This window comes from Pantoea sp. Ep11b, from assembly GCF_040783975.1.
Classification (GTDB): domain Bacteria; phylum Pseudomonadota; class Gammaproteobacteria; order Enterobacterales; family Enterobacteriaceae; genus Pantoea.
Genome location: NZ_CP160631.1, coordinates 139,109 through 152,966 on the forward strand (window position 1 = coordinate 139,109; position 13,858 = coordinate 152,966).

The 13,858-nt window shown below is 58.2% G+C and carries 13 protein-coding genes; 1 reads left to right on the top strand and 12 read right to left on the bottom strand.

All coding sequences use genetic code 11. The features are described 5' to 3' along the window. From ugpE to AB1748_RS00800, 8 genes are all read right to left on the bottom strand, one after another. Positions 1 to 846 carry a sn-glycerol-3-phosphate ABC transporter permease UgpE gene (gene ugpE, locus AB1748_RS00765; protein ID WP_111140399.1) on the bottom strand — a complete coding sequence of 282 codons (846 nt, stop codon included), beginning with the start codon at positions 844 to 846 and terminating at the stop codon, positions 1 to 3. Then, a complete protein-coding gene (ugpA, locus tag AB1748_RS00770) occupies positions 843 to 1,730 on the bottom strand; it encodes a sn-glycerol-3-phosphate ABC transporter permease UgpA (protein WP_111140400.1) in 888 nt (295 codons plus the stop codon). Before ugpA ends, ugpE begins: the two co-directional genes overlap by 4 nt. Positions 1,731 to 1,786: 56 nt before the next feature. Further along, positions 1,787 to 3,103 carry a sn-glycerol-3-phosphate ABC transporter substrate-binding protein UgpB gene (gene ugpB / locus AB1748_RS00775; protein ID WP_111140401.1) on the bottom strand — a complete coding sequence of 439 codons (1,317 nt, stop codon included), beginning with the start codon at positions 3,101 to 3,103 and terminating at the stop codon, positions 1,787 to 1,789. Between the two features lie 573 nt (positions 3,104 to 3,676). Next, positions 3,677 to 4,390, bottom strand: a complete 714-nt coding sequence (livF, locus tag AB1748_RS00780; RefSeq protein ID WP_111140402.1) for a high-affinity branched-chain amino acid ABC transporter ATP-binding protein LivF — start codon at positions 4,388 to 4,390, stop codon at positions 3,677 to 3,679. Position 4,391: 1 nt separating this feature from the next. Further along, positions 4,392 to 5,159, bottom strand: a complete 768-nt coding sequence (gene livG / locus AB1748_RS00785) for a high-affinity branched-chain amino acid ABC transporter ATP-binding protein LivG (RefSeq protein ID WP_111140403.1) — start codon at positions 5,157 to 5,159, stop codon at positions 4,392 to 4,394. Beyond that, positions 5,156 to 6,427: a high-affinity branched-chain amino acid ABC transporter permease LivM gene (locus tag AB1748_RS00790; protein ID WP_293773287.1), complete on the bottom strand. Its 1,272-nt coding sequence runs from the start codon at positions 6,425 to 6,427 to the stop codon at positions 5,156 to 5,158. Before AB1748_RS00790 ends, livG begins: the two co-directional genes overlap by 4 nt. Further along, a complete protein-coding gene (gene livH / locus AB1748_RS00795) occupies positions 6,424 to 7,350 on the bottom strand; it encodes a high-affinity branched-chain amino acid ABC transporter permease LivH (RefSeq protein ID WP_111140405.1) in 927 nt (308 codons plus the stop codon). Before livH ends, AB1748_RS00790 begins: the two co-directional genes overlap by 4 nt. A 133-nt stretch (positions 7,351 to 7,483) precedes the next feature. Then, positions 7,484 to 8,596 (bottom strand): branched-chain amino acid ABC transporter substrate-binding protein, encoded by a 1,113-nt coding sequence (locus AB1748_RS00800; protein ID WP_111140406.1) that lies wholly within the window; start codon positions 8,594 to 8,596, stop codon positions 7,484 to 7,486. Between the two features lie 394 nt (positions 8,597 to 8,990). Here AB1748_RS00800 and panM point away from each other — a divergent pair, with 394 nt between their 5' ends. Beyond that, the gene (gene panM / locus AB1748_RS00805) at positions 8,991 to 9,386 is read left to right on the top strand and encodes an aspartate 1-decarboxylase autocleavage activator PanM (protein ID WP_111140407.1); all 396 of its coding nucleotides are present in this window, start codon (positions 8,991 to 8,993) and stop codon (positions 9,384 to 9,386) included. Between the two features lie 75 nt (positions 9,387 to 9,461). Here panM and rpoH read toward each other — a convergent pair whose 3' ends face one another. From rpoH to ftsY, 4 genes are all read right to left on the bottom strand, one after another. Next, a complete protein-coding gene (gene rpoH, locus AB1748_RS00810; protein ID WP_010253314.1) occupies positions 9,462 to 10,319 on the bottom strand; it encodes an RNA polymerase sigma factor RpoH in 858 nt (285 codons plus the stop codon). Between the two features lie 243 nt (positions 10,320 to 10,562). After that, a complete protein-coding gene (gene ftsX / locus AB1748_RS00815) occupies positions 10,563 to 11,546 on the bottom strand; it encodes a permease-like cell division protein FtsX (RefSeq protein ID WP_003852199.1) in 984 nt (327 codons plus the stop codon). After that, positions 11,536 to 12,204: a cell division ATP-binding protein FtsE gene (gene ftsE, locus AB1748_RS00820; RefSeq protein WP_111140408.1), complete on the bottom strand. Its 669-nt coding sequence runs from the start codon at positions 12,202 to 12,204 to the stop codon at positions 11,536 to 11,538. The genes ftsX and ftsE overlap by 11 nt, the downstream gene beginning before the upstream one ends. Before the next feature lie 5 nt (positions 12,205 to 12,209). Further along, the gene (gene ftsY, locus AB1748_RS00825; RefSeq protein WP_367395892.1) at positions 12,210 to 13,823 is read right to left on the bottom strand and encodes a signal recognition particle-docking protein FtsY; all 1,614 of its coding nucleotides are present in this window, start codon (positions 13,821 to 13,823) and stop codon (positions 12,210 to 12,212) included. Positions 13,824 to 13,858 lie beyond the last annotated feature (35 nt).

A 13,858-nucleotide genomic window follows, 5' to 3' on the forward strand; every position in this document is an offset into this window, starting at 1 on the left:
TTATTTCTCACTCTCAACCAGGCCGCGCACAAAGGCACGCTGCATGACTAACACCACCACCAGCGGTGGGATCAGGGTTAATAACATCGCCGCCATCACTTCGTTCCACTGGGTCGGCGAACCGCTGGTGGAGATCATGCTTTTGATCCCCGCCACCGCCGTGCCGAGACTGGCGTCATTGATGATCAGCAGCGGCCAGAGATACTGGTTCCAGCCGTAGATAAAGGTGATAACAAACAGCGCCGCCAGATTGGTTTTTGACAGCGGCAGAACGATGTCGATGAAGAAGCGCATGGCGCTGGCACCGTCGATGCGTGCCGCCTCCACCAGCTCATCCGGCAGTGACATAAAGAACTGGCGGAACAGGAAGGTGGCGGTGGCGGAAGCCATCAGCGGCAGGGTTAATCCGCTGTAGCTGTCGAGCAGATTGAGATCGGCAATCACCTGCACGGTAGGGAAAATACGCACCTCCACCGGCAGCATCAGAGTGACAAAGATCAGCCAGAAAAAGAGCGTGCGCAGCGGAAAACGGAACCAGACCAGCGCAAACGCCGACAGCATCGAAACGGTGATTTTGCCGAACGTGATCCCCAGCGCCATGATCATGCTGTTAAGCAGCATCAGGCCAAACGCCGGGCCGTTGCCGTTGACGCCGTGGGTCCAGATGCGCGAGATGTTCTCCCACAGGTGCGTGCCGGGCACCAGCGTCATCGGCACCTGATAGACCGCCGCGTTATCCAGCGTGGCCGCCACAAAAGCGACATAGAGCGGAAACAGGATGGTGAGCACGCCCAGCACCAGTACGATGTGGCTGAAGAGATCCAGCCCGCGTCGATTCTCAATCATTGATATTGCACCTTACGTTCAACAAAGCGGAACTGGATCACCGTCAGCCCGATCACCAGCAGCATCAGCACCACCGACTGCGCCGCCGACGCGGAGAGATCCAGCCCGGTAAAGCCTTCGCGATAGATTTTGTAGATCAGCGTCGTGGTCGCCTGCACCGGTCCGCCGCCGGTTGCAGCATCGATCACCGGGAAGGTGTCGAAGAAGGCGTAGATCAGGTTGACCACCAGCAGAAAGAAGCTGACCGGTGCTATCAGCGGCAGCGAAAGGTTGAAGAAGCGCCGTACCGGTCCCGCACCGTCAATCGCGGCGGCTTCCACCAGGGATTTTGGGATCGATTGCAGGGCGGCAAAGAAGAACAGGAAGTTGTAGCTCATCTGCTGCCAGATCGACGCCAGCACAATCAGGAACATCGCCTGGCCGCTGTTCTGCGCGTAGTTCCAGTTGTAGCCCAGGTGGTTCAGCAGGTAGCTGAACAGGCCCAGTCCAGGATTAAACAGGAACATCCAGAGCACCGCCGCCACCACCGGCGCTACGGCGTAGGGCAGCAGCAGCAGCGTCTGATAGAGGCGGCGCAGGCGCACCACATAGTCCACTAGCGCCGCCAGCAGCAGAGACGAGAGCATACCGAACACCGTCACCATCCCGCTGAATTTCAGGGTGGTCCAGAAGGTGTCGAGATAGTAGGGATCGGCAAACAGCCGCCTGAAGTTTTCCAGTCCGACAAAGCGGCTGGAGATGCCAAAGGGATCGAGACTTTGCAGCGAGTACCATAACGCTTCACCGGCGGGCCAGAGAAAGAAAATGGCGGTAATCAGCAGCTGCGGCAGCACCAGAAGATAGGGTAACAGGCTGGTGCGAAAGACGGGACGGGATGAAGACATGGCGTACCTGACGTCAGAAAGAGGCGGGCCAGCCGGGGCTGACCCGCAAGGAGAGATTACTTCACCTGCTGTTCAAAGCGGCGCAGCAGCGCGTTGCCACGCTTCACGGCGTTATCCAGTGCGTTCTGCGGCGACTGTTTACCGGTCCAGACGCTTTCCAGCTCCTCGTCGATCACGGTACGGATCTGCGGCATATTGCCCAGACGCATGCCTTTCGTGAACGGCAGCGGCGGCTTATTCATCATCTGACGAGTGGCGATATCCGCGCCCGGATTTTTGTCGTAGAAGCCCTGCTGCTTTGTCAGCTCGTAGGCGGCGGTGGTGATCGGCAGATAACCGGTTTTCTGGTGCCACTCAGCGGCGATTTCCGGCTTAGCCAGAAACTGCATGAATTCGGCCACGCCTTTGTAGGTTGCCGCGTCCTTACCTTTCATCACCCACAGGCTGGCACCGCCGATCAGGGCGTTCTGTGGTGCCTCCGGCACGGTGTCGTCATATGGCATCATGCCCACGCCGAAGTTGAATTTTGCGTAGTGGCGGATATCCGCCAGCGATCCCGATGAGGCGGTTGTGATGCCGCAGTCACCGTTGTAGAACTTGGCGGTGGACTCATCCTTACGGCCAAAGTAGGTGAAGTCCCCTTTTTTGTTCATCGCTTCCAGCAGTCCGATGTGGCGAACCTGCACCGGCTTGTTGAACTCCAGAACCGCGTCCAGCCCGTCAAATCCGTTGTTTTTCGTCGCCACCGGCAGGGCATGCCAGGCACTGAAGTTTTCAATCTGGATCCAGCCCTGCCAGCCGCTGGCGTAGCCGCAGCTCATGCCCGACTTGCGCAGTGCGGCGGCATCCGTCGCCAGCTCCTGCCAGGTTTTCGGCGGCTGATCCGGGTTCAGGCCCGCTTTTTTAAAGGCGTCTTTGTTGTAGTAGAGCACCGGCGTCGAGCTGTTGAACGGCTGAGAGATCAGCTGACCTTTGCTGTCGCTGTAGTATCCCGCCACCGTGGGCACGAACTGCTTCTCGTCAAAGGGGATGCCCGCCTCTTTAAAGACCTGATGCACCGGCACGATCGCCTGGGAGGCCATCATGGTCGCCGTGCCGACTTCATAGACCTGCAGCACCGCAGGCGCTTTACCGCTGCGCACTGCCGCAATCCCGGCGGCAAGGCTCTGCTCGTAGTTACCTTTGTAGGTCGGAACAATTTTGTAATCGGGATGGGTCTGATTAAAACGCTGTGCCAGCGAATCGACTTCTTTGCCTAACTCGCCTTCCATGGAGTGCCAGAAAGGGATCTCAGTGGCGGCAAGCGCCTGGCCGCTGATCGCCAGACCGAGCAGCGCGCTCATCAGGCTACGACGAAAGGTAACGACGGACATAAAGTTTTCCTGTGCAGGTAAATACGCGTGAAATCACGGATTTCTGGTTCGCGAAGTAACATGACACGGAAAAATGACGGATTAATAACGGAGAGATGACAGCCGGATGACAGGCACAGAAGAGGAAAAGGCAGCGCGGTTAACGCAGGGTGAGAAGGATGATAACCCTGGCTGGGGTGCGGTCAGACTGAGTATGCACAGCGAACGGGGTCAGAGCGGAAAGACGCTAAATCCGTCATCCATGACATGCTGAGCCCGCGCGATTACGCACCTCATTCCTGAAATGCGCCCGTATACGGCCCGGCGCGTTGCGTTGTTCAAAACGCTCCCGGCGTTGTTGTCCATAGCGCGGGACGCTTTCCTCTTCTGCCCCTGTTCCCTGCGTCTTAAGCTTATTTGCTGCGGCCAGATTCGCCTGATTTGAGTTTGTCAGCCGCCTGAGCTGCTCTGCCCCCCCACGCCGACACCCGGAGCCGTGAACGGACAGCGCAGCCACCGGAACCTACACGTCGTACGTAAGGATGGCGAGCGCTGCCCAGCCGGAACCTGGCCAGCAGGCCAGGCCGTGCCCCATCAGGCGCCTAAGTAAGCGCTGCGGACGGCTTCGTTAGAGAGGAGTGCTGCGCCTGTGTCTTCGAGCACCACATGGCCGTTCTCCAGCACATAGCCCCGATCCGCCAGCTTCAGCGCCTGATTGGCGTTCTGCTCGACCAGGAAAATGGTCATCCCTTCGCTGCGCAGCTGCTCAATGGTGTCGAAAATCTGCTGAATAATGATCGGTGCCAGCCCCAGCGAGGGCTCATCCAGCAGCAGCAGGCGCGGCTGACTCATCAGCGCACGGCCAATCGCCAGCATCTGCTGCTCACCGCCCGACATCGTTCCGGCGCGCTGGATTTTACGCTCCTCAAGCCGTGGAAAGAGTTCGTAAACGCGCCGGATGCGTGTCAGATACGCCTGGCGGCTGGCAAAAAAGCCCCCCATCGCCAGGTTCTCTTCCACCGTCATACGTGAAAAGACCCGTCGTCCTTCCGGCACGATGGCAATCGCTTCCCGCATAATGCGCGACGTCTGCCAGTCGGTAATGGCTTTGCCATCAAAGGTGATGGTGCCCTGGGTCGCGCGGGGTTCGCCGCACAGCGTGCCCAGCAGCGTGGTTTTCCCGGCGCCGTTGGCCCCGATCAGGGTGACGATCTCCCCCTGGTTGATGTAGAGGCTGACGTTATGCAGCGCCTGAATCTTGCCATAGTGCGCGCTGACGTTTTCAATGGTTAACATCGTATTTGCCATCTCAGGCCTCTCCTAAATAGGCACGAATGACATCCGGATTGTTACGAATCTCCTCCGGCGTTCCGTTAGCCAGTGGCGTTCCCTGATTCACCACATAAATACGGTCAGAAATTCCCATGACCAGCTTCATATCATGTTCAATCAGCAGCACGGAAACCTTGTGTTCGCCCCGCAGCTCCGCGATCAGCGCATCCAGCTCATGCGTCTCTTTAGGGTTCAGGCCCGCAGCCGGTTCATCCAGCATCAGGATCTCCGGGCGCGTCACCATGCAGCGTGCGATCTCCAGCCGGCGCTGCTGACCATAGGCCAGGTTGCCCGCCTGACGGTTTGCCAGATCGAGCAGGCCGACCCGCTCCAGCCAGGTTGCGGCACGGTCCAGCGCCTCGCTCTCACTGCGGCGAAACGCCGGGGTTTTCAGCAGGCCGGAAAACACGCCGCTTTTGAGATGCTGATGCTGCGCGACCAGCAGGTTCTCAATCACCGTCATCTCACGGAACAGACGCACATGCTGGAAGGTCCGCACGATGCCCATCCGCGCGATCTTCTGGCCCGGCAGACCTTCCAGATGCTGTTCGCGCAGTTTAATGCTGCCGCCGGTGGGCTTGTAGAAGCCGGTCAGGCAGTTAAACACGGTGGTTTTACCGGCACCGTTCGGCCCGATCAGCGAGACGATCTCCTGTGGACGCAGCTCCAGCGCCACATTGTTCACGGCTAACAGACCGCCGAAGCGCATCATCAGGCCTTCAACGGCTAATAAAGGCTGAATCATGCCTGCTCTCCTTTTTTACCGGTTCTGAGTTTCAGATGCGGACGTTTCATCGGCAATAATCCCTGTGGCCGCCAGATCATCATCAGCACCATCAGGCCACCCAGCACCAGCATGCTGTACTCATTCAGATCGCGCATCAGTTCGCGTGACACCACCAGCAGAATGGCCGCCAGGATCACCGCAAACTGGGAGCCCATGCCGCCCAGAACCACAATCGCCAGCACAAAGGCGGATTCGACGAAGGTAAAGGATTCCGGGCTGACAAAGCCCTGACGCGCCGCGAACAGACTGCCGGCAAAGCCCGCAAAGGCGGCGCTGATAGTAAACGCGGTGAGCTTGATACGGGTCGGACTCAGGCCCAGCGAACGACAGGCAATCTCATCTTCGCGCAGTGCTTCCCAGGCACGGCCCAGCGGCATCCGCAGCAGCCGGTTGATGACAAACAGCGTCAGCACCACCAGCAGCAGCGCCACCATGTAGAGGAAGATGATGCGATCGCTGGGGTCATACTTCAGACCAAAGAAGTTGTGGAAGGTATCCCAGCCACCCTCGCGCGGCGTGCGGCCAAACTCCAGACCAAACAGCGTCGGTTTCGGGATCTGGCTGATGCCGTTTGGCCCACCGGTCAGAGCGGTGTTGTTCAGCAGCAGAATACGCACGATCTCGCCAAAGCCCAGCGTCACAATCGCCAGATAGTCGCCACGCAGTCGTAGCACCGGGAAGCCCAGCAGCAGGCCAAACAGTGCGGCAACCATGCCGGAGAGCGGCAGACACTGCCAGAAGCCGAGACCGTAATAGTGGTTCAGCAGCGCAAAAGTATAGGCGCCGATGGCATAGAAACCGCCATAACCCAGTACCAGCAGGCCCGACAGTCCGACCACCACGTTCAGGCCCAGACCGAGCATCACGTAGATCAGCGTCATGGTGGCGATATCGACGGTGCCGCGTGACACCAGGAAGGGCCAGGCAATCGCGGCGACAATCAGCACTGCCATCACCAGCTTCTGCTTCGGCGTCGAACCATCCAGGCCCGGTAACAGCAGCGCCGGACCAGACATTTTCTTCAGACCGCGTTGCCACACCGGACGCAGCAGCTGGAACAGAAACACCACCACACAGCCTGTCGCGATCCAGTTCCAGCGCACGCTACCGGCGTTCTGCACCACCAGCTGTGTGCCATCGAGGTTCAGGCGCAGCCCCATAAAGAAGGTGGCGAGCACCAGCAGCATCAGGGCCGAGATCAGCGCATTGATAAAGGAAGTCTTCATACTTTTTCGACCTCCGGGCGACCCAGAATCCCGGTCGGCATCACCAGCAGCACCACGATCAGCAGCGCAAACGAGACCACATCTTTATATTCCGTACTGAGATAGGCGGAGGTCAGCGCCTCGGCGATCCCCAGCACCAGGCCACCAATCATCGCGCCAGGAATACTGCCAATGCCGCCCAGCACGGCGGCGGTGAACGCCTTCATACCGGCCATAAAGCCGATGAAGGGGTTAATCGAACCGTAGAACTGACCCAGCAGTACGCCAGCAACCGCGGCCATCGCGGCCCCGATCACAAAGGTCAGGGAGATCACGCGGTCGGTGTTAATGCCCAGCAGGCTGGCCATTTTCAGATCTTCTGCACAGGCGCGACAGGCCCGGCCCATGCGGGAGTAGCGAATAAACGTGGTCAGGGCCAGCATCGCCAGGAAGGTCACGACCCAGATCACCACCTGCATGGTGGAGATAGTGGCGGCAAAGCCGTTGCTCTCACCCACCGTCCACTGCCCGGTGATCAGACTCGGCAACGCCAGGTCGCGTGAACCCTGCGTCAGGCTGACGTAGTTCTGCAGGAATATCGACATCCCGATGGCGGAGATCAGCGCAATCAGGCGCTTCGAGGCACGCACGGGGCGATAGGCGACACGTTCAATGCTCCAGCCGTAGGCGCTGGAGATAATCACCGCCATCACAAAGCCCGCCGCGATCATCAGCCAGGTGGTGTCGATGCCCATCATCATCAGGGCAGCAATCACGATAAAGGAGACGTAGCTACCGATCATGTAGACCTCGCCGTGGGCGAAGTTGATCATGCCGATAATGCCGTAAACCATGGTGTAACCGATGGCGATCAGCGCATAAGTGCTTCCCAGGGTCACACCGTTGAACATCTGCTGAATAAAATAGAGAAACTGCTCCGACATACCTTAACCCTTACTTGTCCGATCGCAGGCGACCGGGGTACAAAAAACGCCTGGCAGTGAGGTGCCAGGCGTTCATGTCGCAGGTCAGGCAAACCGGTTACCCGGCCTGCCATCTACCCGAAAATGACCTGGTTTACTTCACAGCGGTCGAGGTGCCATCGGCATGCCATTTGAAGACGCCGAATTCAAAGCCCTTAAGGTCGCCCTTCTCATCCCAGTTCAGGTTGCCCATTACGGTTGGCACTGCGGCACCCTCTTTCAGGTTTTTCACGATGGCATCCGGCTCGGCACTCTTGCTGCGCTCCATGCCGGTCGCCAGCGACTGCAGTGCGGCGTAGGTGGTCCAGACGAACGGACCGGTCGGATCCAGTTTCTTCGCTTTCAGCGCATCCACGATAGGTTTGTTGGTCGCCACCTGGTCATAGCGTTTTGGCAGGGTCACCAGCATGCCTTCAGAGGCGGCACCGGCAATGTTCGACAGCGAGGCGTTACCCACCCCTTCCGGCCCCATGAACTGGGTTTTCAGACCAGCTGCACGCGCCTGGCGGACGATCTGGCCCATTTCCGGGTAGTAACCACCGAAGTAGACAAAATCGACGTTCTCTTTCTTGAAGCGAGCCACCAGCGTGGAGAAATCTTTATCCCCGGCGGTGATCCCTTCAAACATCACGATGTTCGCGCCCTGCTTTTTCAGGCTCTCCTGCACGGCGCGCGCCAGGCCTTCGCCATACTGCTGCTTGTCGTGTACGACAGCGATGCGCTGCGGTTTCAGCTCGCTCATCACATATTTTGCCGCCGTCGGCCCCTGATCGGAGTCAAGACCGGTGGTGCGCATAATCAGTTTATAGCCGCGTGAGGTCAGGTCTGGTGCGGTCGCGGCCGGGGTGATCATCAGCACACCTTCATCTTCATAGATGTCAGATGCGGGCTGCGTGGAGGATGAACAGAGATGGCCAATCACATAGCGGATGCCGTCGTTAATGACTTTGTTGGCGACCGCCACGGCCTGTTTCGGGTCACAGGCGTCGTCATATTTCACCGCCACCAGTTTGTTGCCGTTAACGCCACCTTTGGCATTGATATCTTCAATCGCCTGAGTAGCGCCCGCGAACTGCATATCGCCATACTGCGCCACCGGACCCGACATGGCACCAACAATCGCCACTTTGATATCTTCAGCCAGCGCCGCATGGCTCATCGCCAGTGCTACACATCCCGCCAGTAATGCGCGACCTTTCATTTTCATCCTGACTACCCCATCTGTTTTATCGTGTATGTTGTGAGTGTTTGCGCTGCCAGATAAAGTGGAAAACTGATTAAGCATGAATGAGTTAGCTTACTTTTCTGGCATTTATTAGTAATAAGGCTTTATTTTTCAGGTTATTAAACAGGAAGTTTCTTCTGTAAATCAACTGACATATTCAGAATTGACTGAGTGAAACAGCATAATACACTGGAGGCAATGGCCGGTTTTTCACCACTTTGCCAGCGCGTTATGCTGGGTGACCATTCGCTGTCGCTGTTTACAACTATCATCCTGGCATCCAGGCCATCTTTTGACCTGTTTTATTGATGAAAATGTGGTGGTGCGCAGGTTGTATATTTTCGCTACACATTCCCCTATTACAGAGGTTTTTGTTATGAAGCTCACTATTCAGCGGGTGACGATGCTGACCGCACAGGACCGCATCGATCTGGGCAAAGTCTGGCCGGATCTGGAGATGGAAAAACTGGCGCAGCATCTGGATGAGCGGCATCGTCTCTATGCTGCGCGCTTCAACGACCGCCTGCTGGCTGGTCTGCTTCTGGAGATCGCCGGAACCCACGGCAAGATCCAGCGGCTGACCGTCCGCGATGTGACCCGGCGACGCGGCGTCGGTCAGTATCTGCTGGAGGAGACAATGAGGCAGAACAGCTCTGTGGCAGACTGGTGGGTCGCCGATGATGGCAGTGACGATCAGCAGGTGCGGGCGGCCTTTATGCAGGCGTGTGGCTTTCGGGCACAGAGTGATGGCTGGATAAGGTCGGCAGAGTAAGCGCCAGCGGCTGAGCAGAGAGGGGGAAACAAAAAGGGCGACATCATCTGTCGCCCCTTACGGTGTTAACGTGCGTTACGCTTCGATCGCCATACGCAGTTTTTTCATGGCGTTCTTTTCCAGCTGGCGCACACGCTCGGCGGAAACGCCATACTGATCGGCCAGCTCCTGCAGCGTGGTTTTGTTATCTTCGTCCAGCCAGCGGGCGCGGATGATGTGCTGACTGCGCTCATCCAGACCTTCCATCGCATAGCTCAGCTTGTCAGCCGCGTGCGCATCCCAGTTATCCTCTTCAATGCCGTCAGCAAAGTCAGAGGTTTTATCCTGCAGGTAGAGCACCGGTGCCATCGAGCGACCTTCGCTGCTCTCATCATCAGCAGACATATCAAAGGTCATATCCTGGGCCGCCATACGCGATTCCATTTCGCGCACGTCTTTGCTGCTGACGCCCAGCTCACGCGCCACCATCTCGACCTCATCCTGGTTGAACCAGCCCAGACGCTGCTTGGTTTTACGCAGGTTAAAGAAGAGCTTACGCTGTGCTTTGGTGGTCGCGACTTTTACGATACGCCAGTTGCGCAGCACATATTCGTGGATCTCAGCTTTAATCCAGTGCACGGCAAACGAAACCAGACGCACGCCCACTTCCGGGTTGAAGCGACGCACCGCTTTCATCAGGCCGATGTTACCTTCCTGCACCAGGTCCGCCTGTGGCAGGCCGTAGCCGGAGTAGTTACGAGCGATATGAACTACAAAGCGTAGGTGAGACAGGATCAGCGTCTTTGCCGCATCCAGATCGCCCTGGTAATGCAGCCGTTCAGCCAACGCTTTTTCCTCTTCTGCCGAGAGCATCGGCCAGGTGTTCGCCGCCCGGACGTAAGACTCCAGGTTGCCAAGAGGAGCAATAGCTAAAGTTTGCATTTCTTTGGTCATTCAAACCCTCACAAATTCAGTGGAATTGCCGCACATTTCCCTGCGCAGACGATACAGTAAGTCAACGTCGCGCGAAATCCGAAAGCAATCTGTGCTACTTAGAGTGGCAAAGTTATCCACAAGTTCAATTTTACCGGTGAATATTTTACACACAGATGACAGGAAGGGAAGAGGGGGTAAGCGATCCTCTGCACCCTTTGTCGGTAGCAGAGGACCATTATAACAAAAAAATGTTGCAGGCGTTTACTGCGGCGTAAATCGGCGTAAATGTTGGACTGTTGCCAGCCAGGCCGCGACCCAGCCGATGATGGCTGCGATCAGCAGCAGCAGCAGTGCCTCATCCCACGAGAAGCCTTCCAGTGAGAAGGTAGTACCAAATACGGTCGCCACGCTGGCCACCACAGACTGGAGTCGCAGCACCAGCACTTCCGACAGCAGCAGCGACAGCACCGCACCGCTGAAGCCCAGCAGCGCCCCGCCATAGAGGAACGGGCGCAGGATAAAGCCGTCGGTCGCGCCAATCAGCTTCTGCACGTTGATGGTGTCACGCCGGGCAAAGATACTGAGCCGCACGCTGTTACCAATCACCAGGAACACCGCCACGATCATCAGCACGCCAATCATGGAGGCGATCTGCCCGACCAGTCCGGTCAGCGCCGCCAGGCGGGCAAACCAGCTATCGTCCATGCGCACTTCATCCACGCCCTGCACTTTAGTAACCCGATCGCGCAGGCTCTGCATGGTGTCTGAGTTCTGGAAATTCAGTTTCGGCGTAATGATAGCGACCGCGGGCAGCGGATTCTGCTCCAGCATATCCATTGCACCGCCAAAGCCTGACCAGTTACGGAACTCGTTCAGCGCCTCTTCCCGCGTCAGGTAGTTGACGTTATCCACCCCTTCGACCTGTTTGAGCTGCGCCACCACGTTTTCTGCCGCCGTGTCATCCAGCGTTTTGGAGAGATAGACGGTTAACTGCGGGGCCGGATACCACTGGGTGGCCGCCTGGCTGACGTTTTTCCAGACCATGTAGCAGACGCTGGGCAGCGTCAGTGAGATGGCGATGACCATCACCGTCAGCAGGGTGGCCAGCGGCTGACGCCACATGTCCGAGAGCGTGCCGCGCAGCGCATAGCGCCACTGCTCCTGCCAGCCGCCCTTCAGTGCTTTACTCTTCGACGGCTGCTTAGCTTTCGGCGCAGCCGGGCGTTTAATGCGTTTATTGACCATCGTGGCCTCCGTGCAGACGTCCCTGATTCAGCGTCATCATCCGGTAGTTGCGCCGGGCGATCAGGCCGCTGTCATGTGTCGCCATCAGAACGGTGACGCCGACGCGGTTAAACTCTTCGAACAGACGAAGAATGTCTTCGGAGAGCGCGTCGTCGAGGTTACCGGTCGGTTCATCCGCCAGCAGCACGGCTGGCTTGTTCACCACCGCACGGGCAATGCCCACACGCTGCTGTTCACCGCCAGAGAGCTGAATCGGAAAACTTTTCGCTTTGTCGAGCAGCCCGACTTTATCAAGCGCCGCCGAGACGCGACGGCGGATATCTTCGCCGCTGGCCCCGGAGATAATCAGCGGGATCGCCACGTTGTCATAGACCGAACGATCCATCAGCAGATGGTGATCCTGGAAGATCATGCCAATCTGACGACGCAGGAACGGCACCTCGCTGTTACGCAGGCGGGAGATGTCATGGCCGCTGAACCAGATTCTTCCGGCACTCGGGCGCTCAATGCCACAAATCAGCTTCAGCAAGGTACTTTTACCGGCACCGGAGTGGCCGGTCAGAAACGCCATTTCGCCAGGGCGCAGATGAAAATCGACCCCCTGCAGCGCCTGACGTCCGCCGAGATATGCCTTACTGACCTCTTCAAAGCGAATCATCCTAATTAGTCCTCTCGGGCAAACAGTGCCTCAATAAAATCGTCCGCCTTAAACGGTCGTAAATCTTCAATGCCTTCGCCGACGCCGATGTAGCGAATCGGAATACCGAACTGATCGGCCACCGAGAAGATCACGCCGCCTTTGGCGGTGCCATCCAGCTTGGTGAGCGCAATGCCGGTCAGGCCGACCGCTTCGTTAAAGAGTCGGGCCTGGCTGACCGCGTTCTGTCCGGTGCTGGCATCCAGCGTCAGCATCACTTCATGTGGCGCGGAATCGTCCAGCTTTTTCATCACGCGGGTGATTTTTTTCAGCTCTTCCATCAGGTGCGATTTGTTCTGCAGACGACCGGCGGTATCGGCAATCAGTACGTCAACGCCGCGCGATTTGGCAGCCTGAATCGCATCGAAGATCACCGATGCTGAATCTGCACCGGTATGCTGTGCAATCACCGGAATGTTGTTGCGCTGGCCCCACACCTGCAGCTGTTCCACCGCCGCCGCACGGAAGGTATCGCCCGCCGCTAACATTACCGATTTGCCTTCGGCCTGATACTGGCGCGCCAGCTTACCGATAGTCGTGGTTTTACCGACGCCGTTAACGCCCACCATCAGGATGACAAACGGCGTTTTGCCTGAGACGTCCAGCGGCGCATCGACCTTCGCCAGGATCGCGGCCATCTCCGCCTTCAGCAGGCCATACAGTGCTTCGGCATCACGCAGCTGCTTGCGGCTTGCCTGCTGGGTCAGATGGGCGATGATGCGGCGCGTGGTTTCCACGCCGACATCGGCAATCAGCAACTGCTCTTCCAGCTCGTCAAACAGGTCATCATCAATCTTTTTGCCCCGGAACAGGCTGATAAAACCGGAACCGAGGTTCTGACGGGTTTTCACCAGGCTGCGCTTCAGGCGGGCGAAGAAGCCCTCTTTGCTCGGGCGCTCCTGCTCCTGCGCGATGAGTGGCGCGGCGGCCAGCGGCAGATCGCTGACGGTATCCGCTAACGGCTCGGCGGGTGCAGTCTCCGCCACGTCGGCGTCATCCAGCGCCAGCGCAGTCAGCTCCTCTTCAGAGAGCGGCGCCTCTTCTTCGTGGTACGGGGTTTCAACGACGTCTGCGTCGCCCGGCGCCAGCGCGGTCAGTTCATCCTCAGACAGCGGCGCCTCTTCTTCTTCGCGATGCGGGGTCTCCACGACCTCCGCGCCGCCCAGCGCCAGCGCGGTCAGCTCTTCTTCGCTTAACGGCGCATCTGCCGGTGCGTCATCGGCGATTGGCGTGATGACGTCGTCGGCGTCAATAACCGGCGTCGCGTCATGTTCAGGGGGGTCGATATCCACCTGCACTTCAGGATCGGCCTCAGCCGCATCCAGCCGCTCAGGTGCCGCTTCGTAGGGCGCGGCGGCGGTAACGTCCGCCTCACGCTGCTGGTCAGCTACCGTTTCGGTGATCGCAACCGTCTCTTCCGCCTGCGCTTCAGCCTGGCGGAGTGCCGGATCGTCCTGTTCAGTCTGCTGCTGAGCGGGTTCCGCGACCGTCGGGGTCTGCTCTTCCGCTACAGGTTGTTTCTCTTCCTCTTTGCCAAATCCCAGCCAGGAAAAAAAGCCACGTTTTTTCTCTTTTGCCATTGTGTGACGACACTCCTCGATGGCTTTGTCCCGGT

Excerpts from the sequence above, each read along its gene's own strand:
- livH (WP_111140405.1), bottom strand. The coding sequence starts at position 7,350 with ATGTCGGAGCAGTTTCTCTATTTTATTCAGCAGATGTTCAACGGTGTG.
- ftsX (WP_003852199.1), bottom strand. The coding sequence starts at position 11,546 with ATGGTCAATAAACGCATTAAACGCCCGGCTGCGCCGAAAGCTAAGCAG.
- livF (WP_111140402.1), bottom strand. The coding sequence starts at position 4,390 with ATGGCAAATACGATGTTAACCATTGAAAACGTCAGCGCGCACTATGGC.
- ftsE (WP_111140408.1), bottom strand. The coding sequence starts at position 12,204 with ATGATTCGCTTTGAAGAGGTCAGTAAGGCATATCTCGGCGGACGTCAG.
- ugpB (WP_111140401.1), bottom strand. The coding sequence starts at position 3,103 with ATGTCCGTCGTTACCTTTCGTCGTAGCCTGATGAGCGCGCTGCTCGGT.
- AB1748_RS00800 (WP_111140406.1), bottom strand. The coding sequence starts at position 8,596 with ATGAAAATGAAAGGTCGCGCATTACTGGCGGGATGTGTAGCACTGGCG.
- rpoH (WP_010253314.1), bottom strand. The coding sequence starts at position 10,319 with ATGACCAAAGAAATGCAAACTTTAGCTATTGCTCCTCTTGGCAACCTG.
- ftsY (WP_367395892.1), bottom strand. The coding sequence starts at position 13,823 with ATGGCAAAAGAGAAAAAACGTGGCTTTTTTTCCTGGCTGGGATTTGGC.
- livG (WP_111140403.1), bottom strand. The coding sequence starts at position 5,159 with ATGATTCAGCCTTTATTAGCCGTTGAAGGCCTGATGATGCGCTTCGGC.
- ugpA (WP_111140400.1), bottom strand. The coding sequence starts at position 1,730 with ATGTCTTCATCCCGTCCCGTCTTTCGCACCAGCCTGTTACCCTATCTT.
- AB1748_RS00790 (WP_293773287.1), bottom strand. The coding sequence starts at position 6,427 with ATGAAGACTTCCTTTATCAATGCGCTGATCTCGGCCCTGATGCTGCTG.
- panM (WP_111140407.1), top strand. The coding sequence starts at position 8,991 with ATGAAGCTCACTATTCAGCGGGTGACGATGCTGACCGCACAGGACCGC.
- ugpE (WP_111140399.1), bottom strand. The coding sequence starts at position 846 with ATGATTGAGAATCGACGCGGGCTGGATCTCTTCAGCCACATCGTACTG.